This is a genomic window from Microbulbifer sp. Q7 (genome assembly GCF_001639145.1).
In the GTDB taxonomy this organism is placed as follows: domain Bacteria; phylum Pseudomonadota; class Gammaproteobacteria; order Pseudomonadales; family Cellvibrionaceae; genus Microbulbifer.
Genome location: NZ_LROY01000002.1, coordinates 2,448,328 through 2,465,876, shown reverse-complemented (window position 1 = coordinate 2,465,876; position 17,549 = coordinate 2,448,328). Strand labels below are relative to the sequence as shown.

Sequence of the window (17,549 nt, the reverse complement as noted above, 5' to 3'; positions counted from 1 at the left end):
CGGCGACACGCGCGCGCCGTATTTCAGAATAATAAGCAAGGACGACGTCATGCGATTTCCTCCCTCACCCAGAATTACTCGGGCTTTTTCCTGGTATGGATTGGCTCTGGCCGCCATGTTTTCACTCGCCGTGCAGGCTGCAGACGGTGCGTTGACCGCAAAAGATTACGGTGTTCTGCCGCAAGTGAGCATGTTGACGGTCTCACCCAGTGGTGACCGCATCGCGTATCGGGTGACCAACGAGGCGGGCGTTGACGTGGCAGTGGTGATGTCGCTGTCTGAACAGAAGCGCTTGAATGCATTGAATCTCTCGGAAATTACACCGAAGTCGATGTACTTTGCCAATGAGGACGAATTGATCCTGGTCGCCTCGCAGGTGCGCAAGATGTGGGGTTTCCGGGGCAAGATGGATCTCAGTACGGCCTATGCCTTCGGCGTTGGTAGTGGTGAAGTGCGGCAGCTGTTGACGCCGGGCGATGTGATCTATCCCGGGCAAACGGGATTGGGCAGTATTGTCGGCCTTTCGCCCGACAACAAATACGCCTATATGCCGGCCTTTGTACCGGATAGCAAAAACGATCAGAGCCCCAGAAAGTCGTTACTGCGGGTTGAACTCGATAGCCCACGGCGCCCAAGGGTGCATTTCAAAGGGCGCACCTCGTCCTGGGATTTCTTTGTCGACCATCGGGGAGAGGTGATCGCCCACGAGCTGTTCGACAACAGGCAGAATCTCCACCGAATGCTGGCATTGCACGGCGAGGAGTGGGAAGAAATTTATCGCCACGAAACCGAGATCCCGGCGATTGCGTTTGTGGGTATGACGCCGGACAGGGAGTCGCTTGTTGCAATTACCAACAACGAAGAAACCGGCCGCGATAATTTCTACACCCTCTCGCTGATTACCGGAGAATTCACCGATGTGGGTTTTGGCCGTGACGATGCGGATGTGGAGTACACCTACACCAGCCTCGACCGCCGGGTATGGGGGGTGCGTTATTCTGGGCTCACACCCAGTTACCGCTTCTTTGATCCCGCGCTGGATGCGCGTATGGAGAAAATTCAGTCGTACTTTGGCGGTCACTCGGTGTGGCTGCGGGACTGGACGCAGGGGTGGGAGCATCTGCTGATTTATGTCGAAGGCTCTCAGGTAGCGGGTGACTATTTCCTGTTCGCCGAAGAGGGTGCACCGGTAAAGCTGGCCTCTGCCCGCCCGCACATTAGCGGCGAGCAGGTTCATCCCATTGCCACGATTAATTTCAAGGCCCGCGACGGTCTGGTAATCCCGACATTGCTCACCTTACCGCGCAACAAAGTGAACGCATTGGAGAACTTGCCTGCGGTGGTCATGCCCCACGGCGGCCCGGCATCCTACGACCGCGTTGGCTTTGATTGGCTGGCGCAGGCGCTGGCGAATCGCGGCTATTTGGTGGTGCAGCCACAGTTCCGGGGCTCTACGGGTTTCGGGCTCGACCACTACAACGCCGGCAGCGGTGAGTGGGGGGCAAAAATGCAGGATGACCTGACGGATGCGGTCGACATGCTGGTGCGCAAAGGGCTGGTTGACCCGCAGCGGGTATGTATTGCCGGTATGAGCTATGGGGGCTACGCCGCGCTCGCGGGCGGTGCCTTCACGCCGGAAAAATATCGCTGTGTCGTTTCTGTGAATGGCGTCAGTGATCTGGAGCAGATGCTGCGAGCGGAAAAGCGCGACCACGGTAGCGATCACTGGGTAGTGGCGTATTGGGAGCAAAATATGGCGCGCGGCGAAGTGGATAAGGACATGTTGCGTGCAGTATCCCCGGCACGCCATGCGGAGCATTTCCAGGCGCCGGTGCTGCTCATTCACGGAGAGGACGATGTCACAGTGCCTATGCGACAGTCCAAGTACATGTACAAACGCCTGAAGCGCGAGAAGAAGCCGGTTGAATTTGTCGCGTTGAAGGACGAGACACATTACCTGACAACCGGCGATGCGCGGGTGCTTACCGCAGAGAAAATAGTGGCCTTTGTCGACAAGCACTTACAGCCATGATTTGAGATTTCACAGTGATTGGGCGAGGATAGCGGGTTAACCACTAACGGTAGCGCTCGCCCAATTATGTCTTTCCTCACCTCTCTGGAATCCGTCCTCAATACCTTCGTCGCCTACGCCTGGGGCACGCCACTGCTGGTGTTGCTGGTGGGCGGCGGCCTGTTTTTGCTGGTCAGCTCGCGCGGACGTCCTTATCGGCACCTTGGGCATAGCATCGATCTGCTGCGCGGTAAGTACGACGATCCCAATGATCCCGGCCAGGTACCCCATCGCCAGGCACTTTCCACCGCGCTTTCCGGCACCCTCGGCCTTGGCAATATCGCCGGTGTTGCCATTGCGATCAGTGCCGGTGGCCCCGGGGCCATCTTCTGGATGTGGGTGACTGCGCTGGTGGGTGTGGCGACCAAGTTCTACACCGCGACCCTGTCGGTGATGTACCGCGGTCGTGACAGCCGCGGCGAGATTCAGGGCGGCCCCATGTACGTAATCCGTGAAGGATTGGGCAAACGTTGGTTGCCGCTGGCTTATTTGTTTGCCATCGCCGGGCTGGGTGGGCTGCTGCCATCGTTTCAGGCCAATCAGACCGTGCAGCTGCTGCGGGTCTCCTTTGCTGAGCCTCTGGGCTGGGTGAGCCCGGAGAACGCGCTGTTATTCGAGTTTGGCCTGGGGGTTGTGTTGGCACTGGCGGCACTGGTGGTGATTGCCGGGCGCATCCAGCGTATTGGCCGCTTTGCGGTGCGCATTGTGCCGGCGATGGTGATTTTCTATTTGCTGCTGACCCTGGGTGTGATCGGCTACTTCTGGCAGGAAATCCCCGGTGCCTTTGCGCTGATTTTCAATGATGCCTTTACCGGCCAGGCAGTGGCCGGTGGCGCGCTCGGCACGGTGATCGCCACGGGTATTAGCCGGGGTGCTTTTTCCAACGAGGCCGGTATCGGTACTGAATCCCTCGCCCACGGTGCCGCCAAAACCACAGAGCCGGTGCGCGAGGGCGTGGTGGCGATGGTGGGGCCGATTGTGGATACCCTGATCATTTGTACCTGTACCGCACTGGTTATTCTTGTAACCGGCGTTTGGCAGCAGGGAGAGGGCATTGAAGGGGTGTCTCTGACGGCGAACGCGTTCAGCAATGTCTTCGGCGGCTGGGGCCCGGTATTACTGCTGATCATGGTGGTGCCGCTGGCGTTCAGTACCATTGTCACCTTCTGGTATTACGGCATGAAGTGTTTTGTGTTCTTGTTTGGTGACCGACTGCAGGTGGTTTACACCGTAATCTATCTTTCGCTGATCGTATTTGGTGCAGTGGCATCGCTGAACATCGTCAATAGCCTGCTGATTGGCATGTACGCGGTGATGGCGATACCCACAATGGTGTCCACGTTGCTGCTTTCCGGGCGGGTAAACCGCGCCGCCCACGACTACTTTGTGAAGACGCCAGAAGCATAATGGAAAGGTGGCTGAGTGTTTATTGGTCGACTTTAGGGGCGGTTTCGTTTGGCGCGTAAAAAATTATTGTGAAGGCCCTCACAAAGTCGGTGCAAGATTTGATTTTTGTCGCACTCCCTATGGGAACTGTCAGAGAAAACCGCTAAAAACGTTGTTTCACGAAAACAATAGCTCTCTACGGTTACATTAGGTTGAACAATGGCGAATCCCCTCGACCCTAAACCGGACGCAAGTCTGGATTCCAACTCTTTTCTCTCCGGAATGAACGATAGTGGTGCAACCGAGCGCCCGTTTGCGGACAAGCTCGATGCATCCATGGCGAAGGATCGCTCTGTAATCGGTAAGAACATCAAGTTCCGCGGCGAACTGATCGGCACCGAAGACCTGCATATCGAAGGCACCATCGAAGGCACCGTCATTATGGAAGGCCACGACCTGTCCATCGGTCGCGAAGGTGAGATCAATGCGAACATCCATGCGCAGAATATCGTGATCAACGGTACCCTGACGGGTGATGCGCTGGCAGACGAGCTGATCGAAATCCGCAATACCGCGGTTGTGAAGGGCAACCTGATCGCCCCGCGCATCCAGCTGGACGACGGCGGTAAGTTCCGCGGCTCCATGGATATGGTCGATACCGATGACGAGATGAAAGCCCGTCATTCCGAGTTCAAAGACAAGCTGGTTCACCCGAATCTGCCGCCAAAAGACGAAGCGCCGAGCCGACCCGCCGCGAAAAAGTCTTTTGCCCCGAAAGACACTGCCAAGGATTCGGCCAAGGAAACGGAGCTGGCTGACAGCTGATTCCTGCAGGAGCGCCGCATCCCCCGTGCGGCGCTGCCTTCTGCTTCCGTTTACAATCCCTGGCTCACGCCCCGAAATCCTGCGATAAATAATGCAACACCGATCTTTTGGCCTCGCTGCGTTAACGACCGAGATGGTCAAAAGTGGGGACAGAATCCTCGACCTTGGGCCACTCTCCTCCGGCACCACGCAAGCCTTTCTCGGCCTCAACTGCCAGTGTCATATTGAAGACTTGGTGGAATACCTGGCAGATAACCAGCACCGCGATGATCCGCTGGCCGCGCTGGAAGAACACCTGCTGCCAAAGCCCGCTAACCTGAAGTTTGATGTCATCCTGTGCTGGGATCTGCTGAATTTCCTCGAGCTGGATGTCATCCAGCACCTGATCCGCCTGCTGCAGCCGCATCTCAAGCAGGGCACCATCTTGCACACCATGCGTTACACCGGGCGCAATCAACCGCATAAGCCGCGGCGCTTCCGGCTGCTGGATAATTTCTGTTTCGAGTATGTGGACGACCCCAGTTATCCCGAAGTGGCTTCCAAGGGGCATTCCACGGTCACGCTGCTGAAATGCATGGACCGCTTCAGCCTGTTCAACTCCCTGATGAAGCGGGAGGGAATGGATCAGAATGTCACGGAACATTTCCTCGAATACGACAGCACCACCTCGCGCAATCAGGTGCGCAGTGGCGGCGCTTCGGATGTGAGCGCCTACTTTCGCCAGGTGCGCGACGATGAGCGCGTGCTATTTGCCGGTGTGAGCAAGGCCTTGGAGGCCCTGCCGGCCAACGCGACCGTACTGGATTGCGGGCGTAAAAACGGCCGCAATATCGATGCGTTGAAGAAGAAGGTGGGTTCACTCTATGTGGAAGACCTGCATGCGTCCCTGGCCTGGCGTCGGAAAATGCACGGGGAAAGTACTGACTTCAGTGCCTCCATGTTCAGTTTTGATCCCGGCACCAAACTGGATGGCGTGTTCCTGTGGGACCTGCTGAATTTCTGCAGCCCGGGACAGATCGAGGCCCTGGGGGAGCTGCTGGCGGGGCGCATGACACCCGGCGGGCAGCTGCACTTCTTGGTGTATAAATCCAGTCAGCACCCGGAGCGTCCGGCCATGTTCGAGGTGCTGGAAGATGAGCGGGTTGCGGTGACCGGGGTTTCCGAAAGCCGCACGGCTCGCAGCCTCGGCAATACGGCCGATCTGATGCGGCTGCTGCCCGGTTATCGTTTGTTCAGCCACCATCTGGCGCGGTTGCCGAGCGGTGATGCCGTGCAGGAATTTGTACTGCAGCTGAAAGGCTAGCCGGAACCCCTGAACTGAATAATGAAAAATTAATTCGAGAAGATTCCACAAGAGATTGCTTCCATGTCTGAATTCTTGCGCTCTATTTTTGTTGCCCTGAGCCCGGATGCGGTAACCGACGGGTTCCTCTCCGTGATGCTGGTACTGTTTGCCCTGGCGCTGGTGTGCCGGTTTATTCGTCGCGGTGGGGAGTTTGTGGAACAGTCTCCCGGGCTGCTTACCTCCCTGGGTATTCTCGGCACCTTTACCGGTGTGATTATCGGCCTGTTTGAATTCAGCCTCGCGGATATCGACCAGAGTATTTCCAATTTGCTGGAAGGTCTGAAAACCGCCTTTATTACCAGCGTATGCGGCATTGGCCTGTCGATCCTGCTGCGTGCCCTGACCCGCTTTATCCCGTTGCCGGGGGAAAACCTGCCGGTAACCGACTTGGCGGACGTGCGCGATGCGCTACAGCAGCTGCAGGTCGCATTGGTTGACGGGCAGGAGCGACAGTTGAAGCAGAGTGAGGCGCAGCTGGAGAATTTTTCCGGGCAGGTATCTCAGGCGCTGGTACAGGAAATGGAGCAGGTGGTTCAGCGTTTTAACGAGCGGGTGGAAAACCAGTTCGGCGAAAACATGACCCGCTTCGGGGAAAACTTTGCCCGCTTTGATGCCATGGTGGAAACCCTCACCCGCGAATACAAGGCCCATGAGGAGCGGGTGGAATATTGGTCCGAGCACTGCGATACGACGGTCATGGGGCTGGTGCAGGTGGCACGGGATCTACAGCAGATCCACCAGCAACTTGCGGATATTCCGCAGTTCTTCGAAGGCATGCAGGGCGTGAATGCACAGGCGCGCGAACAAATGCAGGCGCTCAATGAGCAGCTGGAACGCTACCGCGGGGTGAGTGTGCAGATGCAGGAAGTACTGCCGCACTTGGGTGAGCGCATCGATCAGTTTGTACAGGGCATCGATGTGGTACAGCAGGTCATGACCAGCGACATGAAGCAGTCACTGGTGAGCATCGCCCAGCAGAGTGAGATGCTGGGCGCGCAGATCAAGGCGGTGTCCGGCGCCTTCGAGAAAATGTCCAGCCTGGATGCCGACTTCATTCAGGGGTTGGTGCAGGAATCCATCACCACCCATCGCAATGGCATGCAGGAGCTGGCCCTGCAGCAGGCACGCACGCACAAGGAAATGGTGGATGCGCTCAGCCATGTGATTCGCAAAAGCATGGGCGACGCCGAGAATTCCATCGGCAAGCAATACCAGCTGGTGGAGCGCAAGATGGAAGAAGAGGTGGAAGGCGTTATTGCGGCCATGGGCCAGGCGCTGGCAACCATCAGCGGCCAGTTTACCCGGGATTACCGCCAGCTGGTGGCGCAGATGCAGCGTCTGACACAGGCTGCTCAAACCGCCGCTGCGAATGAGCGCGCGCGCGAGGAAATCGCCTGATGTCCACCAGGCCGGGGTTTCCCCGTTCCGGTTTGGCGAACCGCGGCGAGGGCGAATCCTCGTGGATCAGCGTGTCCGACCTGATGGCGGGGCTGATGATGGTGTTTCTGTGTATTGCAGTGGCGATGATGCGCTCGGTCATGATCGAGCGGGAAAAAATCCGCACCATCGCCATGTCGTACAAGGAAAACCAGCTGGCGATTTACGAATCACTGCAGAATGAATTCGCTCCAGATCTGGCGCGCTGGGGGGCCACCATTGACCGGGATACCCTGACGGTGGCCTTCAATAACTCCGATGCCATGTTCGATACCGGCGAGGCGGCGCTCACTGCTAGCTACAAGGTGGTGTTTGAGGAGTTCTTCCCCCGCTATATGAATGTGCTGGCGCCGTTTAAGGGGTCGGTAGAGGCGGTGCGCATCGAGGGGCACACCAGCTCCGGCTGGGGGCAGACCAGTGACCGCAATGACATGTACTTCAATAACCTGCGCTTATCGCAGGATCGCGCGCGTTCGGTGCTGCGCTACGTGTATACCCTGGATGAAGTGACCACTCACCACGCCTGGATGATGCAGAATGTGGCCGCTGTCGGGTATTCTTCCTCCCGACCCATCTACAATGCCGATGGCAGCGAGAATATCGAACAATCCAAGCGAGTGGCCTTCCGCGTGATCACCAATTCTGAAACCAAGATCCACAGCATCCTCGAGGAATCTTTCTGATGAGCCGCTGGAGCCGCCATCTGGAAGCACTCACCCAGGCCATTTCCGGTATGGGGGGCCGCGATGCGCACGACGCGGCTATCGGGCAGGATGTCCTGGAGCGCGAAGACCCGGAGGCCGTCGCAGAGTCCGCTGACGCCGCCGCGCCTGACCCCCACAGTGCGTCGGTCGAGCAGGCCCTGATCCGGGGAATGGAAGTTACTCTGGGAGACCTCGAGCAGACCGAGCACGGCTGGATGTACCGCGGGAGCCCGGTGATGGTGTATGCGGTGGATGTGGCTGCGGTGGAAGACCGGCAGGTGCGGACGGAATTCTTTCACCGTGTACACCTGGCCAGCTGTTGTGGCGCCCTGGAAGATCCCGCCCAGGTGGTCTGGATCGGTACCGCCCGGGAAGCACTGGCGGCACCCGGACTGAGCGGCACACCACACGCCTGCGAATATTGCCTGGCGAAAGTAAACCACCGCGGTTTTCGCGGCCTCGGCCCGCGGGACCGCACGCGGGTTGCCGAAGGGTTCAGTTTTCACTGGCATGTGAGCCAGTACGCGCAGGAGTTTTTCCCCAGCGAAGAAGCGCATTTCTGGGCGCCGGGTAAGCCGGTGCTGGGGGTGGGCGATGTCGAGCCAGAGGCCGCCGACCACGGTACCTGTGGCTTCTGTGAGTGGCCGGTACCCGCCGGGAACCACTGGTTTGTACCGGTGGAGCGGGGTGCGGCGCTGGGGCTGTCTATGGATGCCTGTATTCTTTGCGCCCAGCAGCAGGCCATGGGCGTACTGACATTGCCCGAGAACAGCGCACTGGCGGCTAGCCAGGCGCGGTTTGACGCGAAGCAGGAACACCCGGCAATGTCTGCGCACGACGCAGAAACGGAATCTGAACGCGACTGGTCCCGGGTGCGCCGGCAGCTGCCCTTGTCCTGGCACCCGCTGTGTGAGCAGCTGGAGCGCAAACTATCCGCCCCCGTAATGTTTCACCACTTTACCGGCTACGAGGGTGTAGCGGTGCTGGCGTGGCCGGAACATCGCCGGGGTATTGTTGCGACCGAGGAAGAGCGTGCACGTTTACCGGAAGGTTGGGATTTCTGGACCATGCGCAGTGTGCTGGGGAGCCTCGGCTAAGGCGCGCTACGGAATATAAAAAGGGCAGCGAAAGCTGCCCTTTTTCGTAGTGGTCGTGCGTTTATTGACGAACCGTGACCTTGGTGCCCGAGGGGGCATTTTCGAAAAAGATCTTCGCCATGTGCCAGGGCAGGCGAACACAGCCATGGGACTCCGGACGCCCGGTGACCTTGCCCGCATGCATACCTACCGCGCCATTGAAACGCATAAAGAAGTCCATCGACGCACCGCGGAATACGGTCCCCGCCGGACGCTTGTCGCGGCGCACATCGACGCTCGACTTGCGCACATAGCCGGCCCGGTCCACATAGTGCCCGAACAGATTGGAGCGGTGATCGATGTTTTTCTCTGAAATACGGAAGCTGCCAGTGGGCGTGCGGTAGCCGGCAATGCCTGTTGCCACCGGAGAGATGCCCGCGAGCTGGCTGCCCTTGTAGAAATAGGCCCGCTGTTCACTGATGTCGATGATGATGTGCGGCGCACCGCCCACAACATCCCGGCGCCACCAGGCACTTCCGTCGGTCATGGAGCGGTGCTGCTGGTAGGGATAGGGGTAGTCACCCGCCTGTGCCACCGGTGCAAAGACCGCCGACGCGGCGAGAACCAGGCTGGCGCCGAGGGCGATTTTTTTAAGAGCTTGCTTGATGAATGTGGAAGAGCCTTGCATGCGTACCTCATCTGCTCTCGCGAGCAACTTGCAGGGCGGCGTGCGGGTGCGCTGGAGGCATTCGTTCTCCAGTGAAATTCAGGGCGAACAAACCCCTGCACCGTCGTGCACTGACCAGACCTGTGAATTTCCCCAAAGCGGCGCGTCGGTGTATCCCGAATTGGCCGCGGGATGAGCCTGCCTATCGGCATCGCTGGCGAGCGAACCTCAGGGCAAGTGAGAGGCATGGTAGGGTCCGTGATTGGCGCTTTTTACATTGAAACGGAATGACGGGAGGCGGGGATATTATCTTTCGCTCGGGGGCGGTCACCGGTGATACGGGCAAAAAAAAGCCGGCTGGTAGCCGGCTTCAAACTTTCCAGAGAAACTGGAAATCGTGCTTTGACGAGAGCAACACTGGTTGACGATCTTATTGAGAGGTAATCCTTTGAGTGTGTAATGGAGCGCGGGTTCTGTGCAGTCAGGCAACCGCGCGCCAGTTTCTCGGATTTTTTCGCCGTTTTCTTTCCGTTTTTCTTCCGGCTTCCTCGCTGGTCGTCGAATACTGTTCTGGCTCAGTTGCGGCGGAATACGCGCGCGCCTGCCACCGGCAGTTCAACGGTCTCCGCGGTCACACTGCCGCTGAAACCGGCCGGGGTGATGTCTTCCGCCCCGACAAATGCTTCCGGCAAGGTATAACTCGCGGCTTCGCGCCCAAGGTTCAGCAGCACAAAATAGCGCTCGTCGCCGCTGCTGCGCTCGAATACCAGCAGGTCATTGCCGCTGTCGATAATGCTCTGCTCGGCGATCGCCAGTGCCGGCGACAGGTTCGCGTGCCACTGCAGCACGGCGCGGAAGCGGTTTAGCATGGAGTGCTGGTCGTCTTCCTGAACGGATGCCGCCAGGTGGTAGTGTTCTTCTGCGACCGGCAGCCAGGGTTTCACCTTGGAGAAGCCCGCGTTGATCTCGCCGCCGTTGAACCAGGGCATGGGCGTGCGGCAGCCATCGCGGCCTTTGAATTCCGGCCACAGGTTAATGCCGTAGGGGTCCTGCAAATCCTCGAACGCCACCTCAGCTTCCGGCAGACCCAGTTCCTCGCCCTGGTAGAGGCATACGCTGCCGCGCAGCATCAGCTGCATGAGCAAGAACAGTGGTGCGCGGGCGCTGGCGGTTTCCGGGTCGAAGCCCTTGTTCCAGCGGCTGAACGAGCGGGGTACATCGTGGTTGGAGATGGACCAGCACGGCCAGCCTTCCTCGGTAACCCGGCGGTTCTTCTCCAGAGTGTCACGCAGGAACTGTGCACTGCACTCTTCCGACAGCAGGTCGAACGAGTACGCCATATGCAGGCGGTGCTCGGTGGTGTAGTCGGCCATGATCTTGTGGGTATTGTCATCACCCACCTCGCCCACGGTCGCGGAACCGGGGTACTCATCCATCAGTGTGCGCACCCGCTGCAGGAAAACCAGGTTCTCCGGCTGGGACTTGTCGTGAATATGCCACTGGTATTCGTAACTGTTCACCGGCGGCAGGCCGTTCTTGTCCAGCTTCACCGGGCGCGGCGGGTTGTCCTGCAGGGAGCGGTTGTGGAACGCGTGGTTGATGGCGTCCAGGCGGAAGCCGTCGACTCCGCGGTCAAGCCAGAAACGCAGGTCGGCCAGCAGTTGCTCCTGAACTTCCGGGTTGTGCAGGTTCAGGTCCGGCTGCTCCTTGAGGAAGTTGGTCAGGTAGTACTGGCGGCGGCGGGTACACCAGCGCCAGGCACTGCCGCCGAAGTTGGACATCCAGTTATTGGGCGCGCTGCCATCTTCCTTTGCATCGGCCCATACGTACCAGTCGGCCTTGGGATTGTCGCGGCTCGCGCGGCTCTCCTCGAACCAGGGGTGCTGGTCGGAGGTGTGGCTCAGGATCTGGTCGATGATGACCTTCAGACCGAGTTCGTGCGCCTTGTCGATAACCTGGTCGAAGTCGTACAGATTACCGAAGATCGGGTCTACATCGCGATAATCGGACACGTCGTAGCCGAAATCCGCCATCGGCGACTTGAAGAAAGGAGAGATCCAGATGGCGTCGACGCCCAGGGATTTCACGTAGGGGAGCTTCTGGCAGATACCCTGAAGGTCGCCAATGCCGTCGCCGTTAGCGTCACAAAAGCTGCGGGGATAGATCTGGTAGATCACGCTGTTGCGCCACCATTCCCCGATTTGACTGCTGTTGGGATTACCGCTCATGCCTTGAGTCCGTTTTTGGATACTTATTAGGTTAGGGTCAGTATGGCGATGTGGCAGCACCCCTGCCTCCTCCCTTGCCGGGGGGGAGGGGGGCATCCGGTGGCCGGACAGGCGGGGTGGATGGCGGGTGCGGACAGGGAGGGAAGTCGCCCGGAAACGTGCCGGTCAGCCGCCCAAATTAGCCAAAGCTGGTACTGGCGTGCCCGCAATAATCCTTGAAGCCGATATTGGCGCTCTTTAAGATTCCACGCAGTTTCACAGGGATTTGAAATATTGCAAGGATTCGCATGGATACCCCACAAGTCGCCCCTCTGTCCTCACCTCAACGCTATCCACTCATCGCCGGTCAGCGCGCAGGCAAGCGCATTAGTTGCGTGCCCGAACTGAAACCGGTCTACGATCGCCTGCAGCAGGCCGCGCTGCGCAATCACCACTGGGCGCGGATTGCGGTGAAAGAGCTGAATGCGCTGACCACCGGCATGCTCGGTAAAAACAACGTGTACGTACGACCCGGCGAGCGTCAGTGTGGTACCGGCAGTGAGAAATACTATGTATTTTTGCCGGGCTTAAAAGCGACGGTGGTGCGCTGGATGAATGACCAGTTTTGTATTATGGAGCTGGTGTTGGATGATAATTATTACCGAACGCAGGATAGGGGCGTACAGCAAAGTCGATTAGGTACTTATCGCGCATCACTAGTGGCTGAAACCGGTGAATGGCGTGCGAAGTATGTTAGGGGTGGCAAGGTTAATCCCCAGATTGGGCGCCTTGTCGCAGTTGCAGATGCGAACTATGAATCTGCAAATGAAGCTGCGAACTACAGCATACCTGGTGCGTTAACATTCTTTGGGGATAACACATCCGCAATTGAGCGAACTGGCTGTGACCTTCACTTTACCCCGGGTCCGAAGCGTTTGGGTGGTTTATTCCGTTATAACTCTCTTTCCATAGACGGAAGCCGTAGCTCAGCTGTACATCTTGCGGCTACCATGGAAGCTGCAAGCACGATTGAATCGGTAGCTTGGGTTGCAGATTTCGGTGGCTCTGCCGTTCTTACCCAAGCAATGCAGATATTGGTCGATAAGGGACTTTCTTTAGAAGGGCACACTCTTTTTCTTCATCGCCCTAGGACTTCGCCCGCCAAGGCTCTTAAGCTTGCACACCAGCTAAAGCTGAGCCTGAATAAGCGGTTTGCAAACACCGGTGTAAACCCTCGTGGTGCATTGAGTCAATTTTCTGTCGCCGGTGCCCGGATGAATAATAGGAACGACCCTTATGGGCGCGATCAGCATGCCATGGCTTGGTTTAAAGGTGCGGTGGCAATTTCAACACCAGTTGGTATCGGAGCAGCACTTGCTAGCGGGCCTGCAATGGTTATGTTGGGGAGCGTAGCTACTGCTATCGGTGGGGCAGGCGCGGTATATGCCATAGGTCAAAGCGTAACCGAAGATATGCGACGCCGATTTAAACTCTAAGGAGGCCCTCAAGTGCGTAATATATTTAAGTATCCTCCACTGGAGTGGCGAAAACGGCACGAGTACACGATTCCTCAGGGACCGAATTATGCTTGGGCCTCACCGACAACTCTTAATATTGCGGGATCCCGCTTGGTGGTTAAAGCTCCTAGCCACAGCCCTCGGAATTTGATGATGAAGCAGACGAGATCATATCCGGGGAGCGATGCAATACTTGATGCACCGGCGGGCCTGCATACAGACTTTTCCATGCCCGGAAAGCGTTGGGGTATTGCTTGCCTCTGGTCGCGGAGGTGGGCGTTTTACGGGCCGTGGATGACTGGATGTAAAGCTGAGCTTTCTACTGCCATTGCCGTGGTCGGATGGTCAGATAGTTACCGAAATACCAATTTTTCGTTCCTTAATCCCAAGGCATTTGAAACGGTTCTGACTCACTACCTCAATGACCGTTATGGGCACGAAAATTGGGAGGGGGATATGGCTCATGTCCCTCGATACCATGGCCCTGTAGATTGGCGTAGCCACGATCATTTACCTGTTCCCGGCGCGAGCTTTAAGGTCTACAACCGGGCTGAAGATGTCCATGATCTTGTAATGCCGGATGACTTGTTTGTATTCCCTGTAAGCGATGAACATTTTGTGGTGGTTACAACTGTTCAGGACTACTACAGTCGCGACGAGAACGGTAATCTCGCGTTCGACAAAGGCCCGCTTCAGGAGCTACAAGACAATATATTTAACAGCATCACTCTGGAGCTGGGGCCAGAAACCCAGGCCAAAGTCGAAAAAATAAAAGCTCAGGTCGGCGATATGCAGCTGTGCAAAGAATTCGCCCCCCTGAAATGGCCCACCAGCATCTACCCGCCGGAGCCATCTGAAGCTCCGCAACAGCAAAGAACCCTCAAAGCCGGTTGTTAAGACCGGCTTGTGTTTCTCAGGGCTTGTCCTGTACCGAGCGCAACAGCTGTTCCGCCAATGCAATCGCCTGCTGGCGATCTTTCACATCCAGTTTCTGATACAGGCTGCGAATATGCGTCTTGATAGTGCTCGGCGCGACCTTGAAATGCCGGGCGATGCGCTCGTTGGAGAGGCCAGAGTGGATGGCGTTAAGTACCTGCCACTCCCGCGGGGTGAGGGGAGAGTGGCGTAGGAAATCGGGCACGGCGTCACTGGCGAGAATTTCGCGCACGATGGTTTCGTCCAGCTCAATGCGGATGCCGCCGCCCAGTTCCGGCTGTTGCTGGGCGAGCTTGATCAGCTGCTGGGCCTTATCCGCCTGAGCATCGTTCAGGGCGTTTTCCCCGGTTTCCTCCAGTGCGGCTTTTAACAGCACGATTATGGGTTTGCCGATTTGCAGGAAGCTCGCTCGCAGGTCGCTTTCCTGCATAATGGTGAGTGCAGCGCGCAGGTGCGCCAGTGCCGATTCGCGGCGCTCGCGTAGCCACGCCAGATGCGCCGCAAGCACCCGGTTGCGCAGCTGGTCGGTAATCAGGCCGCATTCTTCGGCAACCTGCTGCAGGCGCCCAAGCAGGCGGTTGGCATCGGACCAGCGGTGCAGTGAGATCAGGGCGCGTACGTGGTTGCGCCCATGGCACTGTTCGAAGTGGTTGCTGGGGCGGTCGGCCACCGCTTCGGCCTGTTCCTGCCAGCTGGCGATGGCCTCTGTATTTTCCAGGGCCTGCCATACACGCATGCGCGCCGCATCGGCGTTCGCCACCCAGTCGCGGTGATACTGCTCGCCGGTGAGCAGGTGTTCTACCCGCTCCATCCACTCCAGGCATTCATCTTTGTCACCCCGAGCAAGCGCGACTTTCAACAGCAATGTGTATTCCGGCAGCAGCCAGCGCTCGCCCACCTTGCGGTTGATCTGCATACCGCGCCGTGCGGATTCCGCGGCGCCGTCGAGATCGCCGGCTTCCCATTGCAGCTGGCCCTGCAGTCGGTAGATGAATTCAGAGATGGGCAGGCCCACCAGGTGATGCTCTTCCACCAGCCGCTGCGTGCGGGCCTGCAGGGCTGCAGCCTTCTTCAGCAGACCGTTGGCGAAGGCAATTTCGGTTTGTTGGCACAGGGCCCAGGCGGCATTGGGAATGTCCTGGCGGGCGAGGGTGGCTTGCTCCACCGCTTCCATGTGGTGCATGGCCTGGTCCAGCTCACCCAGGCAGAAACTGGTCTCGCCGATCACCAGCTGTGCGGCGATGCGGTCGCTCACCTGGTCTTCCGGCAGTAACTCCAGCGCCTCCTGGGCGTACTCTTTCGCTTTGAGGATCTGCCCGCGGGAAACGGAAACCTGTGCACGCATTGCGGCAAAGGCGCCCTCATAGGCTTGCCATTGCTTTGGGTCTTCCCGCTGCAGCCAGCTTTCCGCTGCCGCCAGCAGTTTGTTGCAGCGCTCGTAATCGAAGCTGTCGCGGGCAAGCCGGGCCGCCAGCAGGGTAAAGGAGGCGTGGCGCTTGATCTGCTCCTCGCCGAGCCAGTTGAGGCTGTCGTTCAGTACCCGGAATTGTCCCTCGCGCAGGAATTGCTCGCCCTGCTCGGCGATCAGCCGGTGGACCCGCTCGCGGTCCTCGGCCTTGAGCGCGTGGCGCAGGGCTTCCAGCGGTTGATTGAGCTCCTGCCAGGTATCGCTGGCGGTCTGGTGCAACTGGGTCAGCTGGTCGCCGTCGGATAATTGACGTTGCAGAAAGCGCGCGAACACCGGATGAAAGCGGAACCATTGCCGGCTTGAATCCTGGGCCTGCAGGAACAGTCCGCGGCTGGCGGCAGTTTCCAGCTGCTGCTGGCCACCGCTCTGGCCACTCAGGCGCTCTGCCAGCAGGCCGTTCACGCGGGTCAGGATCGAGGTCCGTGCCAGCAGCTGGCGCAGTTCCGGTTCGAGCCGTTCCAGTACTTCTTCGGCCAGGTAGTCGAGAATGTGCCCGTGGCCCTGCTCCAGTTCGCCGAGGTAGCGATCCACTTCCTCCTGGTTGCGCACCGACAGGGCGAACATCTGAATCGCCGGTGGCCAGCCCTCCGACAGCTGATGCAGCTGTGCCACGCGGTCGCTGCCGAGGGCGAATGGAAGGCGGCGGGCGAGTAGCTGGGTGGTTTCCTCGGTGGTGAGCGCGAGGTCTTCCGGGCCCAGTTCCAGTAGGCGCCCCTGCAAACGCAGGGCGCCGAGGCCCAGCGGGGGCTGGCTGCGACTGGTGATCACCACGCCAATACCGGCGGGCGCGTGGCGCAGCAGGAAGCGGGTCGCATCGTGCACCACCGGGTTGTCGATCTGGTGGTAGTCGTCGAGGACAATGCGCAGCTCGCTGGGCAGCTGACGCAGCTCTGCCAGCATTTGGCTGATGATGAGGGATGGGTCGAGGCTGTGCTGGGCGGCGAGAATCTTGCTGGTTTCGGGGACCCCGTTGCCGGTGGCGCGGTGCACGCTCTCCACCAGGTAGCGGCAGAACTGGCCGGGTTCATTGTCGCCGCCATCCAGCGAGTACCAGGCCACTGGATTGTCCTGCTCCACAGCCCACGAGGTGACCAGGGTGGTTTTGCCGTAGCCGGCGGGGGCGGTGACCAGTAATAGCTGGTCGCTCTGGCTCTGTTCCAGCAGCGATTGCAGCCGCGGCCGCTGTAACGTGTGTTCCGGGCAGTCAGGGAGGCTGTACTTGGAAGCTAGGAGCATGGCAATGACCGGTCAACAGGGCTTGGGCCGGGGTTTCCAGTCACCAACACATTATCTGGACCCCGGAAGGCGCAATTGTACAACGTTAGTGTGCCAGCCCCCCATTTGGTGCGCGTCCTCCCCCCTTGGGGGGGGGAGGGGTGTACCGCTGGGTGCCGCGCTGCCATGGGGTGTGGGGCGGCGCCGGACTGCAGGCTTTGCCCGCGGTGTTGACCGTAGGGGACAGAAATAGAAAGACAGAAAAAAGCCGGCGCAAGGCCGGCTTAAAGCAGAGATACGATGAGAGAGTTCGATCACCACGCGTTCAAACGATGTGATCTGGGGGAACTGGTATCTTTGAGTGGTCGCTGGCGTTGAAGTTCCTCGCTGGAAGGAAAAAAGCGAATTTTTGTGCAATTCCGTGGCAGCCACGGCGGTTTTGGCGCGTATATCGCCTTTTGTGGCGCGGTTCTTCCCATTGAGGGCGGAGGGTGGTAGCTTTTTCTGTTTGTGATGCCCTTTGTGGCGCCCGGGTCGCGTTTTTCCCGACCAGCGGCGCCAAACACGCACCATCGCACGGTAAACCAGAATAAAAACGGCGTGCAGGCAATCCCGGGCGAGGTGGTCGCATCCATAGCAAGTCTGGTTGCCGCCCAGAGAAGCACGCAGACAGCAGCACCAACAACAATACCAAC

Annotated in this window: 12 protein-coding genes; 9 read left to right on the top strand and 3 right to left on the bottom strand. The window is 58.7% G+C overall.

The window, feature by feature from the left end; translation table 11 throughout:
• Positions 1 to 115: 115 nt before the first annotated feature.
• From AU182_RS15870 to AU182_RS15840, 7 genes are all read left to right on the top strand, one after another.
• A complete protein-coding gene (locus tag AU182_RS15870; RefSeq protein ID WP_066968288.1) occupies positions 116 to 2,032 on the top strand; it encodes a S9 family peptidase in 1,917 nt (638 codons plus the stop codon).
• A 66-nt stretch (positions 2,033 to 2,098) separates the two neighbouring features.
• Positions 2,099 to 3,478 (top strand): sodium:alanine symporter family protein, encoded by a 1,380-nt coding sequence (locus AU182_RS15865; RefSeq protein WP_066967382.1) that lies wholly within the window; start codon positions 2,099 to 2,101, stop codon positions 3,476 to 3,478.
• Positions 3,479 to 3,676: 198 nt separating this feature from the next.
• A complete protein-coding gene (locus tag AU182_RS15860) occupies positions 3,677 to 4,282 on the top strand; it encodes a polymer-forming cytoskeletal protein (RefSeq protein ID WP_066967379.1) in 606 nt (201 codons plus the stop codon).
• A gap of 91 nt (positions 4,283 to 4,373) precedes the next feature.
• Entirely contained in the window at positions 4,374 to 5,585 is a 1,212-nt protein-coding gene (locus AU182_RS15855) for a class I SAM-dependent methyltransferase (protein WP_153039258.1), read from the top strand.
• 63 nt (positions 5,586 to 5,648) lie between these two features.
• Positions 5,649 to 7,025 (top strand): hypothetical protein, encoded by a 1,377-nt coding sequence (locus tag AU182_RS15850; RefSeq protein WP_066967373.1) that lies wholly within the window; start codon positions 5,649 to 5,651, stop codon positions 7,023 to 7,025.
• The gene (locus AU182_RS15845; protein ID WP_066967370.1) at positions 7,025 to 7,747 is read left to right on the top strand and encodes an OmpA family protein; all 723 of its coding nucleotides are present in this window, start codon (positions 7,025 to 7,027) and stop codon (positions 7,745 to 7,747) included. The genes AU182_RS15850 and AU182_RS15845 overlap by 1 nt, the downstream gene beginning before the upstream one ends.
• Complete coding sequence (locus AU182_RS15840; RefSeq protein ID WP_066967368.1) at positions 7,747 to 8,865, top strand: hypothetical protein; 1,119 nt, start codon at positions 7,747 to 7,749, stop codon at positions 8,863 to 8,865. The genes AU182_RS15845 and AU182_RS15840 overlap by 1 nt, the downstream gene beginning before the upstream one ends.
• 61 nt (positions 8,866 to 8,926) lie before the next feature.
• Here the strand turns inward: AU182_RS15840 and AU182_RS15835 are convergent, their stop codons facing one another.
• Both AU182_RS15835 and AU182_RS15830 read right to left on the bottom strand, forming a co-directional pair.
• Complete coding sequence (locus tag AU182_RS15835) at positions 8,927 to 9,532, bottom strand: L,D-transpeptidase (protein WP_227718300.1); 606 nt, start codon at positions 9,530 to 9,532, stop codon at positions 8,927 to 8,929.
• A gap of 554 nt (positions 9,533 to 10,086) precedes the next feature.
• Positions 10,087 to 11,739: an alpha-amylase family glycosyl hydrolase gene (locus AU182_RS15830; protein WP_066967366.1), complete on the bottom strand. Its 1,653-nt coding sequence runs from the start codon at positions 11,737 to 11,739 to the stop codon at positions 10,087 to 10,089.
• A gap of 287 nt (positions 11,740 to 12,026) precedes the next feature.
• Between AU182_RS15830 and AU182_RS15825 the strand changes: the two genes are divergently transcribed.
• Entirely contained in the window at positions 12,027 to 13,214 is a 1,188-nt protein-coding gene (locus tag AU182_RS15825; RefSeq protein ID WP_066967362.1) for a hypothetical protein, read from the top strand.
• A gap of 171 nt (positions 13,215 to 13,385) precedes the next feature.
• Positions 13,386 to 14,132, top strand: a complete 747-nt coding sequence (locus tag AU182_RS16590; RefSeq protein ID WP_153039257.1) for a hypothetical protein — start codon at positions 13,386 to 13,388, stop codon at positions 14,130 to 14,132.
• A gap of 16 nt (positions 14,133 to 14,148) precedes the next feature.
• Here AU182_RS16590 and malT read toward each other — a convergent pair whose 3' ends face one another.
• Positions 14,149 to 16,875 carry an HTH-type transcriptional regulator MalT gene (gene malT, locus AU182_RS15815; RefSeq protein WP_066967356.1) on the bottom strand — a complete coding sequence of 909 codons (2,727 nt, stop codon included), beginning with the start codon at positions 16,873 to 16,875 and terminating at the stop codon, positions 14,149 to 14,151.
• Between the last annotated feature and the right edge of the window lie 674 nt (positions 16,876 to 17,549).